The following is a 14,136-nucleotide window of genomic DNA, read 5'->3' as shown; positions in this document are numbered from 1 at the left end:
GAGTCGGCGTCAGCGGTCGGTCAGGAGACGGTGGGTGCCGGGTACGGGTCGGCCTGGACCAGCGTCGTGCCGTCGAAGGTGAGCACCCAGTAGGCGCTCTTGGGTGTGCTCGTGGGGCCGATCTTGAGGTCGGCCCGACTGGCCAGGCTCTTGATGACCCCGGGAATGACGCCGCCCTGCGAGCAGACCACCACCGGCCGCCCGGCGGCCCCCAGCTGGGCGAGCATGCGTCGCGCGCCGGACGGGTTCTCCCGGTAGGCGTCCTCCCCGAGGGAGGCGTCCAGCTGGACCGTCAGACCGAAGTCCTTGGCCACCCCGGACACCGTCTCCCGACAGCGCTCCACCGGGGCGCTCCACACCGCGCAGGCGCCGAACGGTGCCAGTTCCCGCCGCAGGGCGGCCGCCTGCCGGCGACCCTTGGCATCCAGCGGACGGCTCGCGTCGGATCCGTCCCACGACTCCCGCACGCCCGCCCGGGCATGCCGCACGAGCACCAGGCTCGTCACCGTGACCGGCTGCCGTTCGAAGGTGTCCAGCACCGCCCGGTCGAAGTCGTACGTCATCAGCTCGCGGGCCTGCTCCGGCGACGCCCAGCGCAGCTTGTCGACCTCACGGTTGGGCGCGAACTCCCCCGCCGTCGCCCGGGCCGCGAAGTACTCGACCTGCTTGGGTCCGGCGGCCACCGCGTACCGGACGGTGGTCAGCCGGCGGCCGACGAGAGCCCGGAAACCCGTCTCCTCCAGCACCTCCCGGTGCGCGGTCACCGGTGCGGTCTCACCCCGCGCCGCCTTGCCCTTGGGCAGCGACCAGTCCTTGTACCGCGGCCGGTGCACGACGGCGATCTCGGGCCGACCCTGCGGACCGGGACGCCACAGCAGGCCGCCGGCCGCGGCGATCGGCGCCGGGTCATTCGGCACCGGCGCCTCCGCGCAGCAGCACCGCCTGGAGATCGCGGCCACCCGCCTCCGGCGAGCGGTACCAGCCGTCGGGACCCAGGCGCCAGCAGCGGGTGTCGGGCCGGGTGATCAGAGCGAGCAGCCGGGCCATCCGGTCGACCGCGGCCGGCGCCTTGATCTGCACCAGCGCCTCGACCCGGCGGTCGAGGTTGCGGTGCATCATGTCGGCGCTGCCGATCCAGTACTCGTCGTCCCCGGCGTTGCCGAAGTGGAACACCCGGGAGTGTTCCAGGAACCGTCCGACGATCGAGCGCACGACCATGTTCTCGCTCAGCCCCGGCACCCCGGCACGCAGCGCGCAGATGCCGCGGACGGTGATGTCGACCTCGACCCCGGCCATCGACGCCCGGTAGAGCGCGTCGATCACCGGCTCGTCGACGATGGAGTTCATCTTCAGCCGCACCAGGCCGGGGCGGCCCGCCTTGACGTGCTCGATCTCGCGGTGGATACGGGACACGATGCCGTCGCGGATGCCCTGCGGCGCGACGAGGAGGTTGCGGTACTCCGTCTGCCGGGAGTACCCGGTGAGCACGTTGAACAGGTCGGTCAGGTCGGCGCCGATGTCCGGGTCCGCGGTCAGCAGACCGAGATCCTCGTAGATGCGGGCGGTCTTGGGGTTGTAGTTGCCGGTGCCGATGTGGCAGTACCGGCGGATGACGTTGCCCTCCTGACGGACCACGAGAGCCGTCTTGCAGTGCGTCTTCAGGCCGACGAGCCCGTAGACCACGTGCACGCCGGCCTTCTCCAGGGCCTTCGCCCACGAGATGTTGGCCTGCTCGTCGAAGCGCGCCTTGACCTCGACCAGCGCGACCACCTGCTTGCCGGCGGCCGCCGCCTCGATGAGCGCCTGGACGATGGGGGAGTCACCCGAGGTGCGGTACAGCGTCTGCTTGATCGCCAGCACGTGCCGGTCGGCCGCGGCCTGCTCGATGAACCGCTGCACCGTGGTCGCGAACGACTCGTACGGATGGTGCAGCAGCACGTCACCGTCGCGCAGGGTGGCGAAGACGCTCTTCGGGTTCTCGCCCTCGGCGAACGCCGGGTTGGTGGCCGGCACGAACGGCGGGTCCTTCAGCGTCGGGCGGTCCAGGGCGTAGAGCTGGAACATGCACGAGAGGTCCAGCAGACCGGGCACTTCCACCGCATCGGCGGGATCGACGTCCAGCTCGTTGATGAGCAGGTCCAGGATGCGTTCGCTGGTGGTGTCGGCGATCTCCAGACGCACCGGAGGGCCGAAGCGGCGGCGCGCCAGTTCACGCTCCAGGGCCTGCAGGAGGTCCTCGTCCCGGTCCTCGGCGACCTCGAGGTCGGCGTTGCGGGTGACCCGGAAGACCTGGTACTCCACGACCTGCATGCCCGGGAACAGGATCCCGAGATGGGCGGCGATCAGGTCCTCGAGCGGTAGGTAGTCGAACTCGCCGCGGCGGACCCGGACGAGCCGGTCCACGTTGTTGGGCACCTTGAGCCGGGCGAACCGTTCCGCGCCGGTCTCCGGGTCGCGGACGATGATCGCCATGTTCAGGCTCAGGCTGGAGATGTAGGGGAACGGATGGGCCGGGTCCACGGCCAGTGGGGTCAGCACCGGGAAGATGTGGTCCACGAAGTACTGCTGCAGCCGCTGCCGGTCGTCGCCGGTGACCTGGCCCCAGTGCACGATCTTGATGCCGGCCTCGCCGAGGGCGGGCAGGATCTGGTCGGTGAAACACCGTCCGTGCCGCTCGACCAGCTCCTGCGTCCGGGCCGAGATCAGCGCCAGCTGCTCGCCGGGGTTGAGTCCGTCGGCGCTGTTCACCGTCAGGCCCATCTCGCGGCGGCGCTTCAGACCCGCCACCCGGACCATGTAGAACTCGTCGAGGTTGGACGCGAAGATGGCCAGGAACTTCGCCCGCTCGAGCAGCGGCTCGGCGGGGTCCTCGGCGAGCGCGAGCACCCGGGCGTTGAAGTCCAGCCAGCTCATCTCGCGGTTGTAGAACCGGTCCTCGGGCAGCTCGACCGTGGTCAGCGGATCCTTCGCCGCCGCCCGGTCGATGGCGTCGGCCATCCGCGGGAAGTGTTCCGGCGGCACCACTTCCAGCGGAGCCGAGACGGCTGTCGGGGGCACGACCGGGCGGGTGTCGGCGGGATCGGCCGCCGCGGACGGCGTCCCGGCGCCGTCGGGACCGTTGGGCCCGGTGGTGTCGAGCAGCTCCTCGACGGCCTCCGCGGCGGCGTCCTCCTCGCCGGTCTCCGGCGAACCGCCCGCGGTCGGGTCGGGTGTCGGGACGAGACCGCCGGCGTCGGCCAGTGCCGAGACCTCCTCCGCCGCCGGCGCGGTCGCAGGCCCGGCGGCCGAGAGGTCCGTGGGGAGGGACCCGTCCGTCGGCGCGGACCCGTCCGTCGGCGTCGCGGCGGGCGACACCTCCGACCCGGCGGCGGCGCCGTCCGGTCCGCCCACCCCGGACCCGGTGGGCCCGGTGGTGTCGGTGGTGTCGGTGATGTCGTGTCCTGCGGCGATCGCCGCGGCGCCGGTGGTGGTCGCTCCGGGACCGGTCGGCGTCCCGTCGGTGGCGGTGCTGTCGGTCGCCGTGGCGTCGGTGTCCGGGCCTGACGCGGTGGTGGCGCGGCGACGGGCCGTGCGCCGGGTTGCCGGTGCCGCGTCGGCGGTCGGGGCGGTGCGGGCCCGGGCCAGTGCGGCGACACGGGACTTCGGGGTGGTGCGAGCCGTGGTGGGCGTGGCCGCCGTGTCGTCCGCCGCCGCGGCGGCGGCGTTGGCGGCGGCGCGTGCCCGCCGCCGGGTGGCGGCCGGCGGCGCGACCGATGGCGTCGCGGCGGTGCGGCGGCGACGGGGTGCGGGGGTCGTGTCGTCGTCGGTGACGGCAGGCGTCCCGGTCGGCGCGGCGGCGGTGTCGGTGTCGGTGTCGGTCGAGGCGTCACCACGGGTCGCGCGGCGGGCGCGGGGCGCCGACACCCCGTCCGCGGGAACGGTGGTCGACGGTGCGGCGACCTTCCGGGCCCGGCGGGGCGCCGCGGCGACGTCGTCCGCCGGTGGCGTGACGGCTGTCCGGGTCCGCCGGGGGGTCTTTCCGGCCGCGGCGGTGTCGGTCCGGGCCCCCGCCGGGGTCGGGGCGGTCGGCGTGCGCCGTGTTCCGCCGGGGGTGGGCGCACCGTCGGCGGTGGGCATGGCGGCGGTGCGGGTCCGGCGGGCGCGCGGCGCGGGGGCGGTCGCTCCGTTCGTCGCGTCGGGGGCCGGCGGTGTCTGCGCCACCGTGGCGGCGCGCCGTCGCGCCGGTGCCCGTCGCGGTCGGGGAGCGGCGTCGGCCGTGGTGTTCTCGGTGGTCGTCACCCGCTCATTCTCCCCCGGGAGGCGCCGGTCGGGCGCCTCGGGTGCCCGGTGATCCTCCGTGCGCCCGGCTCACCTCCCGCCCCGGTGGCGGGAGGCGCCGCCACCGTGCCGCAGCGACGACCCGGCGGGACCGTTCCGCGGGCCGTGGTCGCGCCGACCGGCGCGCGCCGCCGGCCCCGCGTCGGACGACGACGGACGCACCGGACGGCCCGCGACGGGCGCCCCGGAACACCGCCGACCGTGTGGTGCGGATCCGGCGGCCGGGCAACGAGCGGTGTCGTCGATGAATGGCCGGCGGTGGACCGGTGAACAGCAGGCGAACCATTTCCGTGTGTGGCCGGCCGGTACGGCCCATTCGCTGCCGCCGACACATTCCCGGTGTTTCCCGGCAACCACTTCCGGGCGGTGGGTGCCACCGGTCCCGGCCGCCCGACGGGGCGCTGCCGGTCGGCGCGGCGACGGCGAATGGGTGACGAGGTGCTCGCTGGTGGTCGGCGTCCGGGGTGCAGCGATCGGAGTCGCGCCCGACGGACCGCCGGAAAGGGCTCCGGTTGAACTGTCTCGGTTGTGTTTCGTCAGTGATTGTCCGTGTGGGCCTGGTCGCCCGGGCGGGTGGCGGCCGCGAACGGTACGTCACGGACGGGTGATCCGTTGTCGAGGTGCAAATCGGCACCGGGTCGATCTTGTGGGGCGCGTATGCCGGTGCTACGTTCTTTTACCCCGGCCTTACGCGCATTGATGTGGTGCACGGGCACGCGTCGCGCGCAGGCCGGGAATGGTGAGGTCGCAATTCCGCTCTGCCCGGTTGTCATTCTCTGTTCGTTTTCCGGAAATCGTCCGGACCGTGTGTCGAGGAGTGGGAACGTGTTCCTGTGGGACGAACGCACGGCGGCGGGCGATCGGACCGCGGTCGCGACATCCGCGGTGTCCGCCGGATGAGGAGACTGCTCCGAACGGTCCTCGCGCCGCCCGACCTGGGCCGGGCACAGGCGCTCGGACTCATGGAACGCACGTCGGCCGTCACCAGTCTCATCATCAGCGCGGAACACCTGTGCCGTCCCGACGCCCGACGGCCCGGTGGGCTCAACGACTGGTCGATCACGCGGGACAATCTGCGGGGCACCTCCGCGCCGACCCGGCGGTTGCTGGACCTGGTGGCGACCGGGCCCGCGACGACCGCGTTGCACATCGCCAAGGTCGCCGCGTCCGCGTTGCTGCTGTCACCGGTCCGGTCACGCCGGCTGCGGGCGACAGCCGATGCCACGGTGGCCGTCTCGGGTCTGCTGATGTACCCGCGGCACCACTACGGCACGGACGGATCGGACCAGGTGAACTTCCTGGTGCAGGCCGCCGCCGCGATCGCCCGTGCCGCCGGTGTGCGGACCCGGATCGTGGATGCGGCGCTGTGGGCGGTCGCCGCGCAGGCCACGTTGTCCTACGCCGCCTCGGGCTGGGTCAAGATCGCCGGCTCCTCGTGGCGCGAGGGCACGGCGCTGGAGGGCATCACCCGCACCCTGACCTACGGCGACGCCGATGTGTGGCGGGCGGTCCGGCGGTTCCCGCGAGCGGCGCGGATCCTGGGAACCTCCGTGCTGGCCCTGGAGTGCACGTTCCCGTTGGTGTACGCGGCCGGCGGCCGGCCGGCCCGCACCTACGTCGGCAGTGCGCTGCTGTTCCACCTCGCCAACGCCCGGATCATGGGCCTGGGCCGGTTCCTGCCGGCGTTCGCCTCCATGCACCCTGCCGTGCTGTACACGGCGCGGGCGCGGTCGGCCACAGCCGGCGGAGCCACCGCCGCGCGTGACGACACGCTGCCCGCGGTGCTCGGCGCCATCGGTGGCGTGGTCGCCGTTCTGGCCGCGGTCACCACGCGGGCCGACAGCCGGATCGTCGCGCGGGGCTGGGGGGACGAGCAGTTCGTCCTGACACCGGAGGGCAACCGGCTGGCCTACCGCGTCTTCGGCAGCACCGACCCGGCCGCGCCGCTGTACTTCTTCGAGAACGGCATGGTGTCCACCTCGGAGCACTGGCAGTGGATCGCGGACGCCCTCGCGCTGTCCGCCACCGTCGTGACCTACAACCGGGCGGGCTACGCCGCCAGCGGTCATCGGCCGGGTACCGCCACCACCATGGCCGACCTGCAGCGTGACGCCCGCCAGGTGCTCGAGACCGTGGGCCGCGGGAGGGATGTCGTGCTGGTGGGCCATTCGCTCGGCGGCTACCTGTCGCTGCGGGTCGCCGCGGTGACCGACGTCCGGGTACGCGCAGTGGTGCTGGTGGACAGCAGCCACCCCGACGAGCTGCGGCTGTCCGAACGGCAGGCCCAGGGCCAGAAGCGGCTCACCGAGACCTTTCCCGTCGTCGCCCGGTCGCTGGACCTCGGGCTGGGCATGTTGCTCAAGGTCCCGGACTTCCTCGGCCGCATGCCGGCGGCGGTCCGACCGGGCGTGCTCGCCCAGTACCGGACGAGCCGACTCTGGCACGCCGGCCGCCGGGAGTGGGCGGCCGTGCGCGCCGACTTCGACAGCTGGCCGGGGCTTCCCGCGATCCGGGTGCCGGTCCTCGTCCTCAGCGCCGAACACACGGTGGCCGACGACGCCGCCCAGGCGGGGCTGTACCAGGCGATGGTCGACGCGGCGCCCTGGGGTCGCACGCAGGTCGTGACCGGCGCCGACCACGACAGCATCCTCACCGACTCCCGCTGCGCGGCAACCGTGTCGGCCGCGATAGGGGCGTTCGTGGACGACTGCCTCGCCGCTGTCCACGAGGTGGCGGTGTGAAGGCCGCACCGGTCGCCGGCCGGGCGGTCGAACTGGGGATCACCGCCGTCCTCGGCTCGTGGGTCGCGGTCACCGCCCTGAGCCAGCACCCGAACCGCACCTTCGACCGGTTCCGCCGGCGGGACCCGCTCGGGGTGGTCATCCCGAACTGGCGGTTCTTCGCCCCCGACCCGGCGATCCACGACTTCCGGGTGATGCACCGCTGGCTGCGCGCGGACGGGACGCAGACCGCCTGGCGGGAGCCGTCGATCATCCCCGGACGCACCTGGCGACAGGCTTTCTGGTTCCCCGACCGGCGCGCGGACAAGGCGCTCATCGACGTCTGCGGGGAGCTCGTGACCTACCTGCAGATCCCCGGGCTGGACCTGACCACCACGCCGGCGTACCGGCTGCTGCGCTCGTTCACCCGGCGTGCCGTCGCGACCGCGGTGGCCGACGACCCCGCGGGGCCGCCGCGGGGCTTCCAGTTCCTGGTACTCCGGCACACCGGCCACGACGAGGAGCCGGAGCCGGACTACCTTTTCGCATCGCGTTTCGAGGCGTGGACGGATCCGGCGTGCTGACCGCGTCGCCCGCTCGCCGGGACGCCGGCGCGGACGGTGACCAGGGACCGGGCTACGGCCGTCTGTTCGGCGAGATCTACGACCGGGTCTTCCCGCACGACGACCGGGCCGCCGTCACCGCCGGCTTCCTCCGGGCGCTCGCCCCGCGACCGGGTGCGGTGTTCGTCGAGCAGGGCGTCGGATCGGGGCGGATCGCGGTGCCGTTGGCCGCCCGGGGCGGCGTGGTCACCGGGCTGGACACCTCGCCGGACCTGCTGCGCGCGGGACGGGCCGCCGCGGCGGCCGCCGGGGTCGCGGTGCGCTACATCGAGGCCGACATCCGCCGCTGGACCGAGCCGGGCCTGGCCGACGTCGTGTATTGCGTGTGCGCGACGGTGTCGATGCTGCCCACCCGCGCGGACCAGGCCGCCGCCGTCGCCGCCGCGGCCCGGACGTTGCGGCCGGGTGGTGCGCTGGTCGTCGAGACGCACCTCCCCGGCCACGTCCGCGCGCTGCACGCCGGGCGGGCCGAGGCGGTGTTCGTCGTCCCCGTCGCCGGGCTCGACGGCGGACTGCGGATGACCGCGACCCTCGACGCGCCGACCGGACGCTGGTCGGTGCGCCACCGTTGGACGGCGGCCGGCGCCGACCGGGAGGCCTCGGAGGAGAGTCTGCTGATCGAACCCGACGACCTCGACTCCGTCGCCGCCGCGCACGGTCTCGTCCCCGAGGCACGTCACGGATCGTGGGACGCGACCGCCGCCGCCGATGCGGGCCCCTCCTACATCGCGGTGTACCGGGCGCCGCCGGACCGGTCGTGCTGAGCGACCGGCCGGCGGCCCGTGATCCGGCCCCCGGTGGGGCCGGTCCACCGGCGCGCGGCGACTCCCACGTCCTGTCCGATCCCCAGCGAAGGAAGCGTCCATGATCGCGAAAAGCAGCACCGGTGCCGTCGTCGGCTTCGTCATCGGGGCCGTCCTCGGCTACCTGTTCTTCAACGACGCCGACGACGTCCTCCTCGGAACCGTCGTGCCCACCGCCATTCTCGCGATCTCCACCGCGGTGGTCGGCTACCTCATGGTCCGCTACACGGCCCGCCAGAAGCAGTGACCCACCGGCGGACGCGCACCCGGCGTCCGTCCGGTGACCCCACCCGCCGCCGCTCCCGCGACGGCGGTCCCCCCGGAACCGCTCACGAGAACCGCTATTGGAAAGGCACGTCCATGTCCGATCTGTCCGCCCGCATCAACGCCGCCAGCGCCGACCTGTTCGGCCCGCTGACCCCGGAGACCCCGGCCGCCCGCCTCGGATCGGCGATGCCGGTCCTCGCCACCCCCGCGGGAGTCGCGGCCGGTGTGGCCACCGCGGCCGCCTTCGTCGCCGGTTACGCCGTCGAGGAGGCCGGCGACAAGTGACCGGTGGCCGCCGTCCCTGACGGCACGCACCGGTAGCGCACGACCCGTCCCACCCCACCGCCCGCACGACCGATCACCCGGAGGACACCATGACCCTGCAGGACCGCGTCAACGACAACCCGATGATGGCCGACGTCCCGATGGACGCCGAGCGCATCCACAAGTTCAGCGACCTGAACCCGGTGCTGGGCACGCCCATGGGCCTCGCCGTCGTCGGCGGGATGGCCGCGGCCGCGGTGGCGGGCTCGGAGATCGGGAAGAACGCAGACTGACACCGCCGGCCCGGCGTGGGCGACCACGCCGGGCCGTACCGCCCGACACTCCCAGGACGGACCCGATGAGCCCCGCGCCCCCCACCACCCCGGCCATTCCCGCCACCTCCGACGTCACCGTGTACTACGACGCCGACTGCGGCTTCTGCATCTGGGCGGTCGCGCTGCTGTTGCGCTTCGATCGCGGCCGGCGGCTGGACGTCGCCACCATCCAGGGCGCCGTGGACGGCCCACTGGCCCGGGTCCCGCGCGACCGCGTCATGGAGTCCTTCCACACCGTCTCCCGTTCCGGCGGGCTGGCGTCGGCCGGCGCGGCCCTCACCGTGACGTTGCGGGCGCTGCCCGCGCTGCGCTGGGCCGGCGCGCTCTCCGGCCGGGTGCCGCGGCTCACCGGGTGGGCCTACCGCTGGATCGCCGACCACCGGGGCCGGCTCGCCACGCTCGTGCCCGAACGGGCCAAGGCCCGGGCGCGGGTCGTCGTGGCCGCGCGCCGCGTCGACGTCCCGCCGGCCGGACCGACGGGGCCGGCCGCGTGACGCCGCTGCGACCGGCCGCCGCGGCCGGACGTCACTGATGGGCGGCGCCCACCGGGCTCCGGAGACCACTGATGACCCCGCCGACGACACCGCTCCCGACGACACCGCCGACGACACCCCCCACACCGCCGACACCGCCCACGCCACCGTGCCTGCCGGCGCCGACCCGGCCGGTCGCCACACCGGCCCCGGTGCCCGGCCGGGCACGGTCGGGCCGGCCGGTGACCCGACCGCACCGGACGCCCGCACGGCCTCGGGGGAGTCGGAGGAGACCGGGGATCCGGCCGCGCCGGCCGGAGCCGCCGACGAGACCCGCATCGACGACCTGCGGGCGTCCCTGCGGCTGCTGGGTCGCCACATCCGGCCGCTGCGACTGTCGATGTCCATCGGGCTGCTGCTGCTGGTGCTGGGTTCGCTCGTCGGTCTGGGACAACCGCTGGCCACCCGGTACGTGCTCGACTCGATCGGGGCCGGCTCGGCGCTCGGCGGCGCCGTGGTCCTGCTCGTCGCGTTCGTCCTCGCCGCCGCCGTCACCCAGGGCCTCGGCCAGTTCCTGATGCTGCGGTCGGCCGAGGCCGTCGTGCTGTCCAGCCGGCGCCGGCTCGTCGACCAGCTGCTGGGTCTGTCGGTGACCGGGATGCGGCGGCGCGATCCCGGCGACCTGATGGCCAGGGTCACCTCCGACACCGCGCTGATCCGCCAGATCGCCCTGCAGTCGCTGGCGCAGGCGGTCTCCGGAGCCGTCGTGGTCGTCGGGGCGATCGTGGTGATGCTCGTCCTGGATCCGCTGCTGTTCACCGTGACCGCGGCCGTCGTCGGCACCGTCGGCATCGTCCTGGGTGTGCTGATGCCGCGGATCCGCCGGTCGTCACGGCAGACGCAGCGGGCGGTCGGCGAGATGGGCAACGAACTCGAGCGGGTGCTCGGCGCCTACACGACGGTGAAGGCGGCCGGCGCCGAACGGATGGAGAGCGAGCGACTCGGCCGCCGGGTCCAGAAGGCCCACGACTCCGGAGTCCGCACCGCCTGGTGGAACTCCCTGGCCGCGATGACCTCGGTGCTGGCGGTGCAGGCGGCGTTCCTGGTGGTGCTCGGCGTGGGCGGCTGGCGGGTGCAGAGCGGCGCGATGTCGGTGACCACCCTGATCGCCTTCCTGCTGTACGCGATGCAGCTGTCCGCGCCCGTCCTGCAGATGACCCAGGCGATCAGCGCGTTCCAGTCCGGCCGGGCCGCCCTGGAACGCATCGCCGAGCTCGACGCGGCCGAGCGCGAGGCCGACCCCGCGGTCGCCGCGTCCGTGGACGACGTCGCGCGGGTACCCGGCGCGGTGGCCGACCTCGGTGCCGTGTCCTGGTCGCCGGCGGTGGAGCTGCGGGGGGTGTCGTTCACGTACCCGGGAGAGCGGACGCCCGCCATCCGGAACGCCTCCTTCACCGTGCCGGAGCGGGGTCTCACCGCGATCGTGGGCCCCTCGGGATCCGGCAAGTCCAGCGTGCTGCGGCTGATCGACGGCTTCTACCCGTTCACCTCGGGTGAGTTCCTGGTGGGCGGCCGGCCGCTCGCCGAGTGGGACCTCGCCGCCCTCCGCGCGCAGGTGGCCTACGTCGAGCAGGAGACGCCGCTGCTCGCGGGCACGCTGCGGGACAACCTCACCTACGGCGCGGACGACGTGGACCGGTCGACGCTCGAGGCGGTACTGCGTTCGACCGGCCTGGCCCACCTGGCCGACGCCGACCTCGACGAGCAGGTCGGCCACCGGGGCAGCGGCCTGTCGGGCGGTGAGCGCCAACGGATCGCCATCGCCCGGGCGCTGCTGCGCGACCCCCGGGTGCTGCTGCTGGACGAATCCACCTCGCAGCTGGACGCGACCAACGAGGCGCTCATCCGGCGCACCGTCGGGGAGGTCGCCGCCGCCCGGGCGGTGGTGCTCGTCGCCCACCGGCTCGCCACGGTCGTGGACGCGGACCAGATCGTGGTGATGGCCGACGGCCGGGTCGAAGCGGTCGGCACCCACGACGAGCTGATGGCCGCCGGCGGCCTGTACCGCACCCTCGTCGACCAGCAACGCGGCACCCTCGCACAAGCCTGAGACATCCGTCCCGTACCCGCCGTCGCCCCGACGGCCCGTCCCGCTGGGAGTTCCCGTGTCGTCCGGACAACTGATCGGTCTGCTCGTCGGTGCCGCCGTGGGAGCGCTGATCGGCCTGCGCTTCTTCCGGGGGAACGGCCGCAACCGGGCGACCGCGCTGATCGCGCCCGCCGTGTTCACCGTCTCGGCCGCCGCGGTCGGGTACCTGCTCGGCGGTGCCCTGTGAGCCCGGCCGGCGCGGCGCGGACGCGCCCACGGCCGGGCGCGGCCCTCTAAGCTCGATCCACGACCCGCCCGCGGGGGCACACGGACGGCGGACGACAGGGAAGCGGGTGGCCGGCAGCGTGGCGCACAGCACAGACGGGGCACCGGACGACGCGCCGGCGACGCGGACGCGGCGGTCCCGGAACCTGGAGCGGGACAACGGCTGGATCGTGGTGTGCCGCATCGTGTTCTACCCCCTGACCGCCCTGCTGGGTCGCCGCCGCTTCCGCGGCATGGAGCACCTGCAGGTACCGGCGGGCGCCCTGCTGGTCGCCAACCACGTGTCCCACCTCGATCCCGTCTACGACGCGGTCTACGTCCGCAAGGCCGGCCGCTGGCCGCACTTCATGGCCAAGGCGTCGATCTGGAAGGTCCCCGGCGTCGGCACCCTGATGCGCGGAGCCCGGCAGATCCCCGTGGAACGCTCCGGTGGCGCCGGCCAGCAGAGCCTGCAACCGGCGATCGTCGCCCTGAACGCGGGCCGCATCGTCGTCATCTACCCCGACGGCACCATCACCCGCGATCCCGACACCTGGCCGATGCGGCCCAAGGCGGGCGTCGCCGTGCTGGCCCTGGCCGGCGACTTCCCGGTGATCCCGGTCGTCAACTGGGGCACCCAGCACGTCTTCGTGCCGTACGTGAAGAAGGGCCGCTTCCGGCCATGGCCCCGCAAGGACGTCGTCGTCGCCGCCGGCCCGCCGATCGACCTGTCCGCCTTCCGCGGCCGCGAGGTCGACGCGCGGCTCGTCCGTGACGTCTCGCTGCACATCATGGGCGCGGTGCGCGACCTGCTGGCCGAGGTGCGTCAGGAGCCGGCGCCGCAACGGTTCTTCGTACCGCCCCGGGAACCGAAGCCCGGGCGGCCGTCGGACGACCCCACCGCCGATCCGATCGGTGGCCCCGTCGCGGGCGAGGCCCCGGACGAGGGGACCGGCACCGGCGCGTGATGCCCATCGACAGGGTGGCCGTGCTCGGCGCGGGCTCCTGGGGGACCACGTTCGCCAAGGTGCTGACCGACGCGGGCCGCTCGGTGCGGCTGTGGACCCGGCGCGCCGGCCTCGCCCGCCAGATCAACGAGGGCCGCGAGAACCTCGACTACCTCCCGGGTATCAGGCTGCCGGACGGGCTCTCGGCCACCAGCGACGTCGAGATCGCGCTGGCGGGCGTCGACGCCGTGGTGTGCGCCGTCCCCAGCCAGACGCTGCGGGAGAACATGGCGGTCTGGCGGGAGTACCTGCCGCCGGACGTGCCCGTCGTGTCGCTGGCCAAGGGCGTCGAGATCGGCACCGGCCTGCGGATGAGCGAGGTCATCGCCTCGGTGGGGCATCTCGACCCACGGCGCGTGGTCGTCCTCAGCGGGCCCAACCTCGCGCTGGAGATCGCCCAGGGCCAGGCGACGGCCACCGTGATGGCCTGCACCGACCACGACGCCGCGGTCGCGGTGCAGTTGGCCAGCGCCAACTCCTACTTCCGCCCGTTCACCATCACCGACGTCATCGGCGCCGAGATCGCCGGTACCGGGAAGAACGTCATCGCCCTGGCCTGCGGGATGGCGGAGGGGCTGGGTCTGGCCCGTAACACCCAGGCCTCGCTGATGACCCGCGGGCTGCACGAGATCAGCCGCCTCGGCGAGGCTCTCGGCGGGCGCGCGGCGACCTTCGCCGGCCTCGCCGGCCTCGGCGACCTGATCGCCACCTGCTCGTCGCCGCTGTCACGCAACCGCAGCTTCGGCCTCCGGCTCGCGCAGGGGATGACCGTCGAGCAGGCCCAGGCCGCCGGCAGCGGACAGGTGGCCGAGGGCGTGATCAGCTGCCGGTCGTTGCGCAATCTCGCGCTCCGGCACGGGGTGTCGCTGCCGATCACCCAGGCCGTCTTCGAGGTCTGCTACCACGCGCTGCCACCGGCGGAGCTCGTCAGCACGCTGATGCGGCCCGATTACACGCCGGAATGACCGTCCCCG

General features: G+C 73.9%; 13 protein-coding genes. 11 read left to right on the top strand and 2 right to left on the bottom strand.

Annotated elements, in window-relative coordinates; genetic code table 11:
- Positions 1-20 precede the first annotated feature (20 nt).
- Together DB033_RS08490 and DB033_RS21795 are read right to left on the bottom strand one after the other, a co-directional pair.
- Positions 21-917, bottom strand: coding sequence for an NUDIX hydrolase (locus DB033_RS08490; RefSeq protein ID WP_240615798.1), 897 nt, complete (start codon positions 915-917; stop codon positions 21-23).
- Positions 907-2,997: an RNA degradosome polyphosphate kinase gene (locus DB033_RS21795; protein ID WP_111767347.1), complete on the bottom strand. Its 2,091-nt coding sequence runs from the start codon at positions 2,995-2,997 to the stop codon at positions 907-909. The genes DB033_RS08490 and DB033_RS21795 overlap by 11 nt, the downstream gene beginning before the upstream one ends.
- Before the next feature lie 2,216 nt (positions 2,998-5,213).
- On the opposite strand from DB033_RS21795, the gene DB033_RS08480 reads away from it, so the two are divergent.
- From DB033_RS08480 to DB033_RS08440, 11 genes are all read left to right on the top strand, one after another.
- Complete coding sequence (locus DB033_RS08480; protein WP_111766294.1) at positions 5,214-7,058, top strand: alpha/beta fold hydrolase; 1,845 nt, start codon at positions 5,214-5,216, stop codon at positions 7,056-7,058.
- The gene (locus DB033_RS20635; RefSeq protein WP_157970583.1) at positions 7,055-7,621 is read left to right on the top strand and encodes a hypothetical protein; all 567 of its coding nucleotides are present in this window, start codon (positions 7,055-7,057) and stop codon (positions 7,619-7,621) included. The genes DB033_RS08480 and DB033_RS20635 overlap by 4 nt, the downstream gene beginning before the upstream one ends.
- Positions 7,615-8,424: a class I SAM-dependent methyltransferase gene (locus DB033_RS20630; RefSeq protein ID WP_157970582.1), complete on the top strand. Its 810-nt coding sequence runs from the start codon at positions 7,615-7,617 to the stop codon at positions 8,422-8,424. Before DB033_RS20635 ends, DB033_RS20630 begins: the two co-directional genes overlap by 7 nt.
- 100 nt (positions 8,425-8,524) lie before the next feature.
- The gene (locus DB033_RS08470) at positions 8,525-8,710 is read left to right on the top strand and encodes a hypothetical protein (RefSeq protein ID WP_111766292.1); all 186 of its coding nucleotides are present in this window, start codon (positions 8,525-8,527) and stop codon (positions 8,708-8,710) included.
- Positions 8,711-8,823: 113 nt separating this feature from the next.
- Positions 8,824-9,015, top strand: a complete 192-nt coding sequence (locus DB033_RS08465; RefSeq protein ID WP_111766291.1) for a hypothetical protein — start codon at positions 8,824-8,826, stop codon at positions 9,013-9,015.
- Positions 9,016-9,104: 89 nt separating this feature from the next.
- Positions 9,105-9,287 (top strand): hypothetical protein, encoded by a 183-nt coding sequence (locus DB033_RS08460; protein ID WP_111766290.1) that lies wholly within the window; start codon positions 9,105-9,107, stop codon positions 9,285-9,287.
- A gap of 65 nt (positions 9,288-9,352) precedes the next feature.
- On the top strand, positions 9,353-9,823 hold the full coding sequence (locus tag DB033_RS08455; protein ID WP_111766289.1) for a thiol-disulfide oxidoreductase DCC family protein: 471 nt from the start codon (positions 9,353-9,355) through the stop codon (positions 9,821-9,823).
- 37 nt (positions 9,824-9,860) lie between these two features.
- Entirely contained in the window at positions 9,861-11,912 is a 2,052-nt protein-coding gene (locus DB033_RS08450) for an ABC transporter ATP-binding protein (RefSeq protein ID WP_111766288.1), read from the top strand.
- 55 nt (positions 11,913-11,967) lie between these two features.
- Positions 11,968-12,138: a glycine zipper 2TM domain-containing protein gene (locus DB033_RS20625; protein WP_157970581.1), complete on the top strand. Its 171-nt coding sequence runs from the start codon at positions 11,968-11,970 to the stop codon at positions 12,136-12,138.
- A 118-nt stretch (positions 12,139-12,256) separates the two neighbouring features.
- Positions 12,257-13,123 (top strand): lysophospholipid acyltransferase family protein, encoded by an 867-nt coding sequence (locus DB033_RS08445; protein WP_205843725.1) that lies wholly within the window; start codon positions 12,257-12,259, stop codon positions 13,121-13,123.
- Entirely contained in the window at positions 13,123-14,127 is a 1,005-nt protein-coding gene (locus DB033_RS08440; protein WP_111766287.1) for an NAD(P)H-dependent glycerol-3-phosphate dehydrogenase, read from the top strand. Before DB033_RS08445 ends, DB033_RS08440 begins: the two co-directional genes overlap by 1 nt.
- The last annotated feature ends 9 nt before the right edge of the window (positions 14,128-14,136 follow it).

It is taken from the genome of Nakamurella deserti (assembly GCF_003260015.1).
GTDB lineage: Bacteria > Actinomycetota > Actinomycetes > Mycobacteriales > Nakamurellaceae > Nakamurella > Nakamurella deserti.
Note: the sequence above shows the minus strand (reverse complement) of the source record. Positions and strands in the feature narration are given on the sequence as shown.

Coding starts and splice junctions, on each gene's coding strand:
- DB033_RS08460 (WP_111766290.1), top strand. CDS start 9,105: ATGACCCTGCAGGACCGCGTCAACGACAACCCGATGATGGCCGACGTC.
- DB033_RS08470 (WP_111766292.1), top strand. CDS start 8,525: ATGATCGCGAAAAGCAGCACCGGTGCCGTCGTCGGCTTCGTCATCGGG.
- DB033_RS08465 (WP_111766291.1), top strand. CDS start 8,824: ATGTCCGATCTGTCCGCCCGCATCAACGCCGCCAGCGCCGACCTGTTC.
- DB033_RS08440 (WP_111766287.1), top strand. CDS start 13,123: ATGCCCATCGACAGGGTGGCCGTGCTCGGCGCGGGCTCCTGGGGGACC.
- DB033_RS08455 (WP_111766289.1), top strand. CDS start 9,353: ATGAGCCCCGCGCCCCCCACCACCCCGGCCATTCCCGCCACCTCCGAC.
- DB033_RS08480 (WP_111766294.1), top strand. CDS start 5,214: ATGAGGAGACTGCTCCGAACGGTCCTCGCGCCGCCCGACCTGGGCCGG.
- DB033_RS21795 (WP_111767347.1), bottom strand. CDS start 2,997: ATGGCCGACGCCATCGACCGGGCGGCGGCGAAGGATCCGCTGACCACG.
- DB033_RS08450 (WP_111766288.1), top strand. CDS start 9,861: ATGGGCGGCGCCCACCGGGCTCCGGAGACCACTGATGACCCCGCCGAC.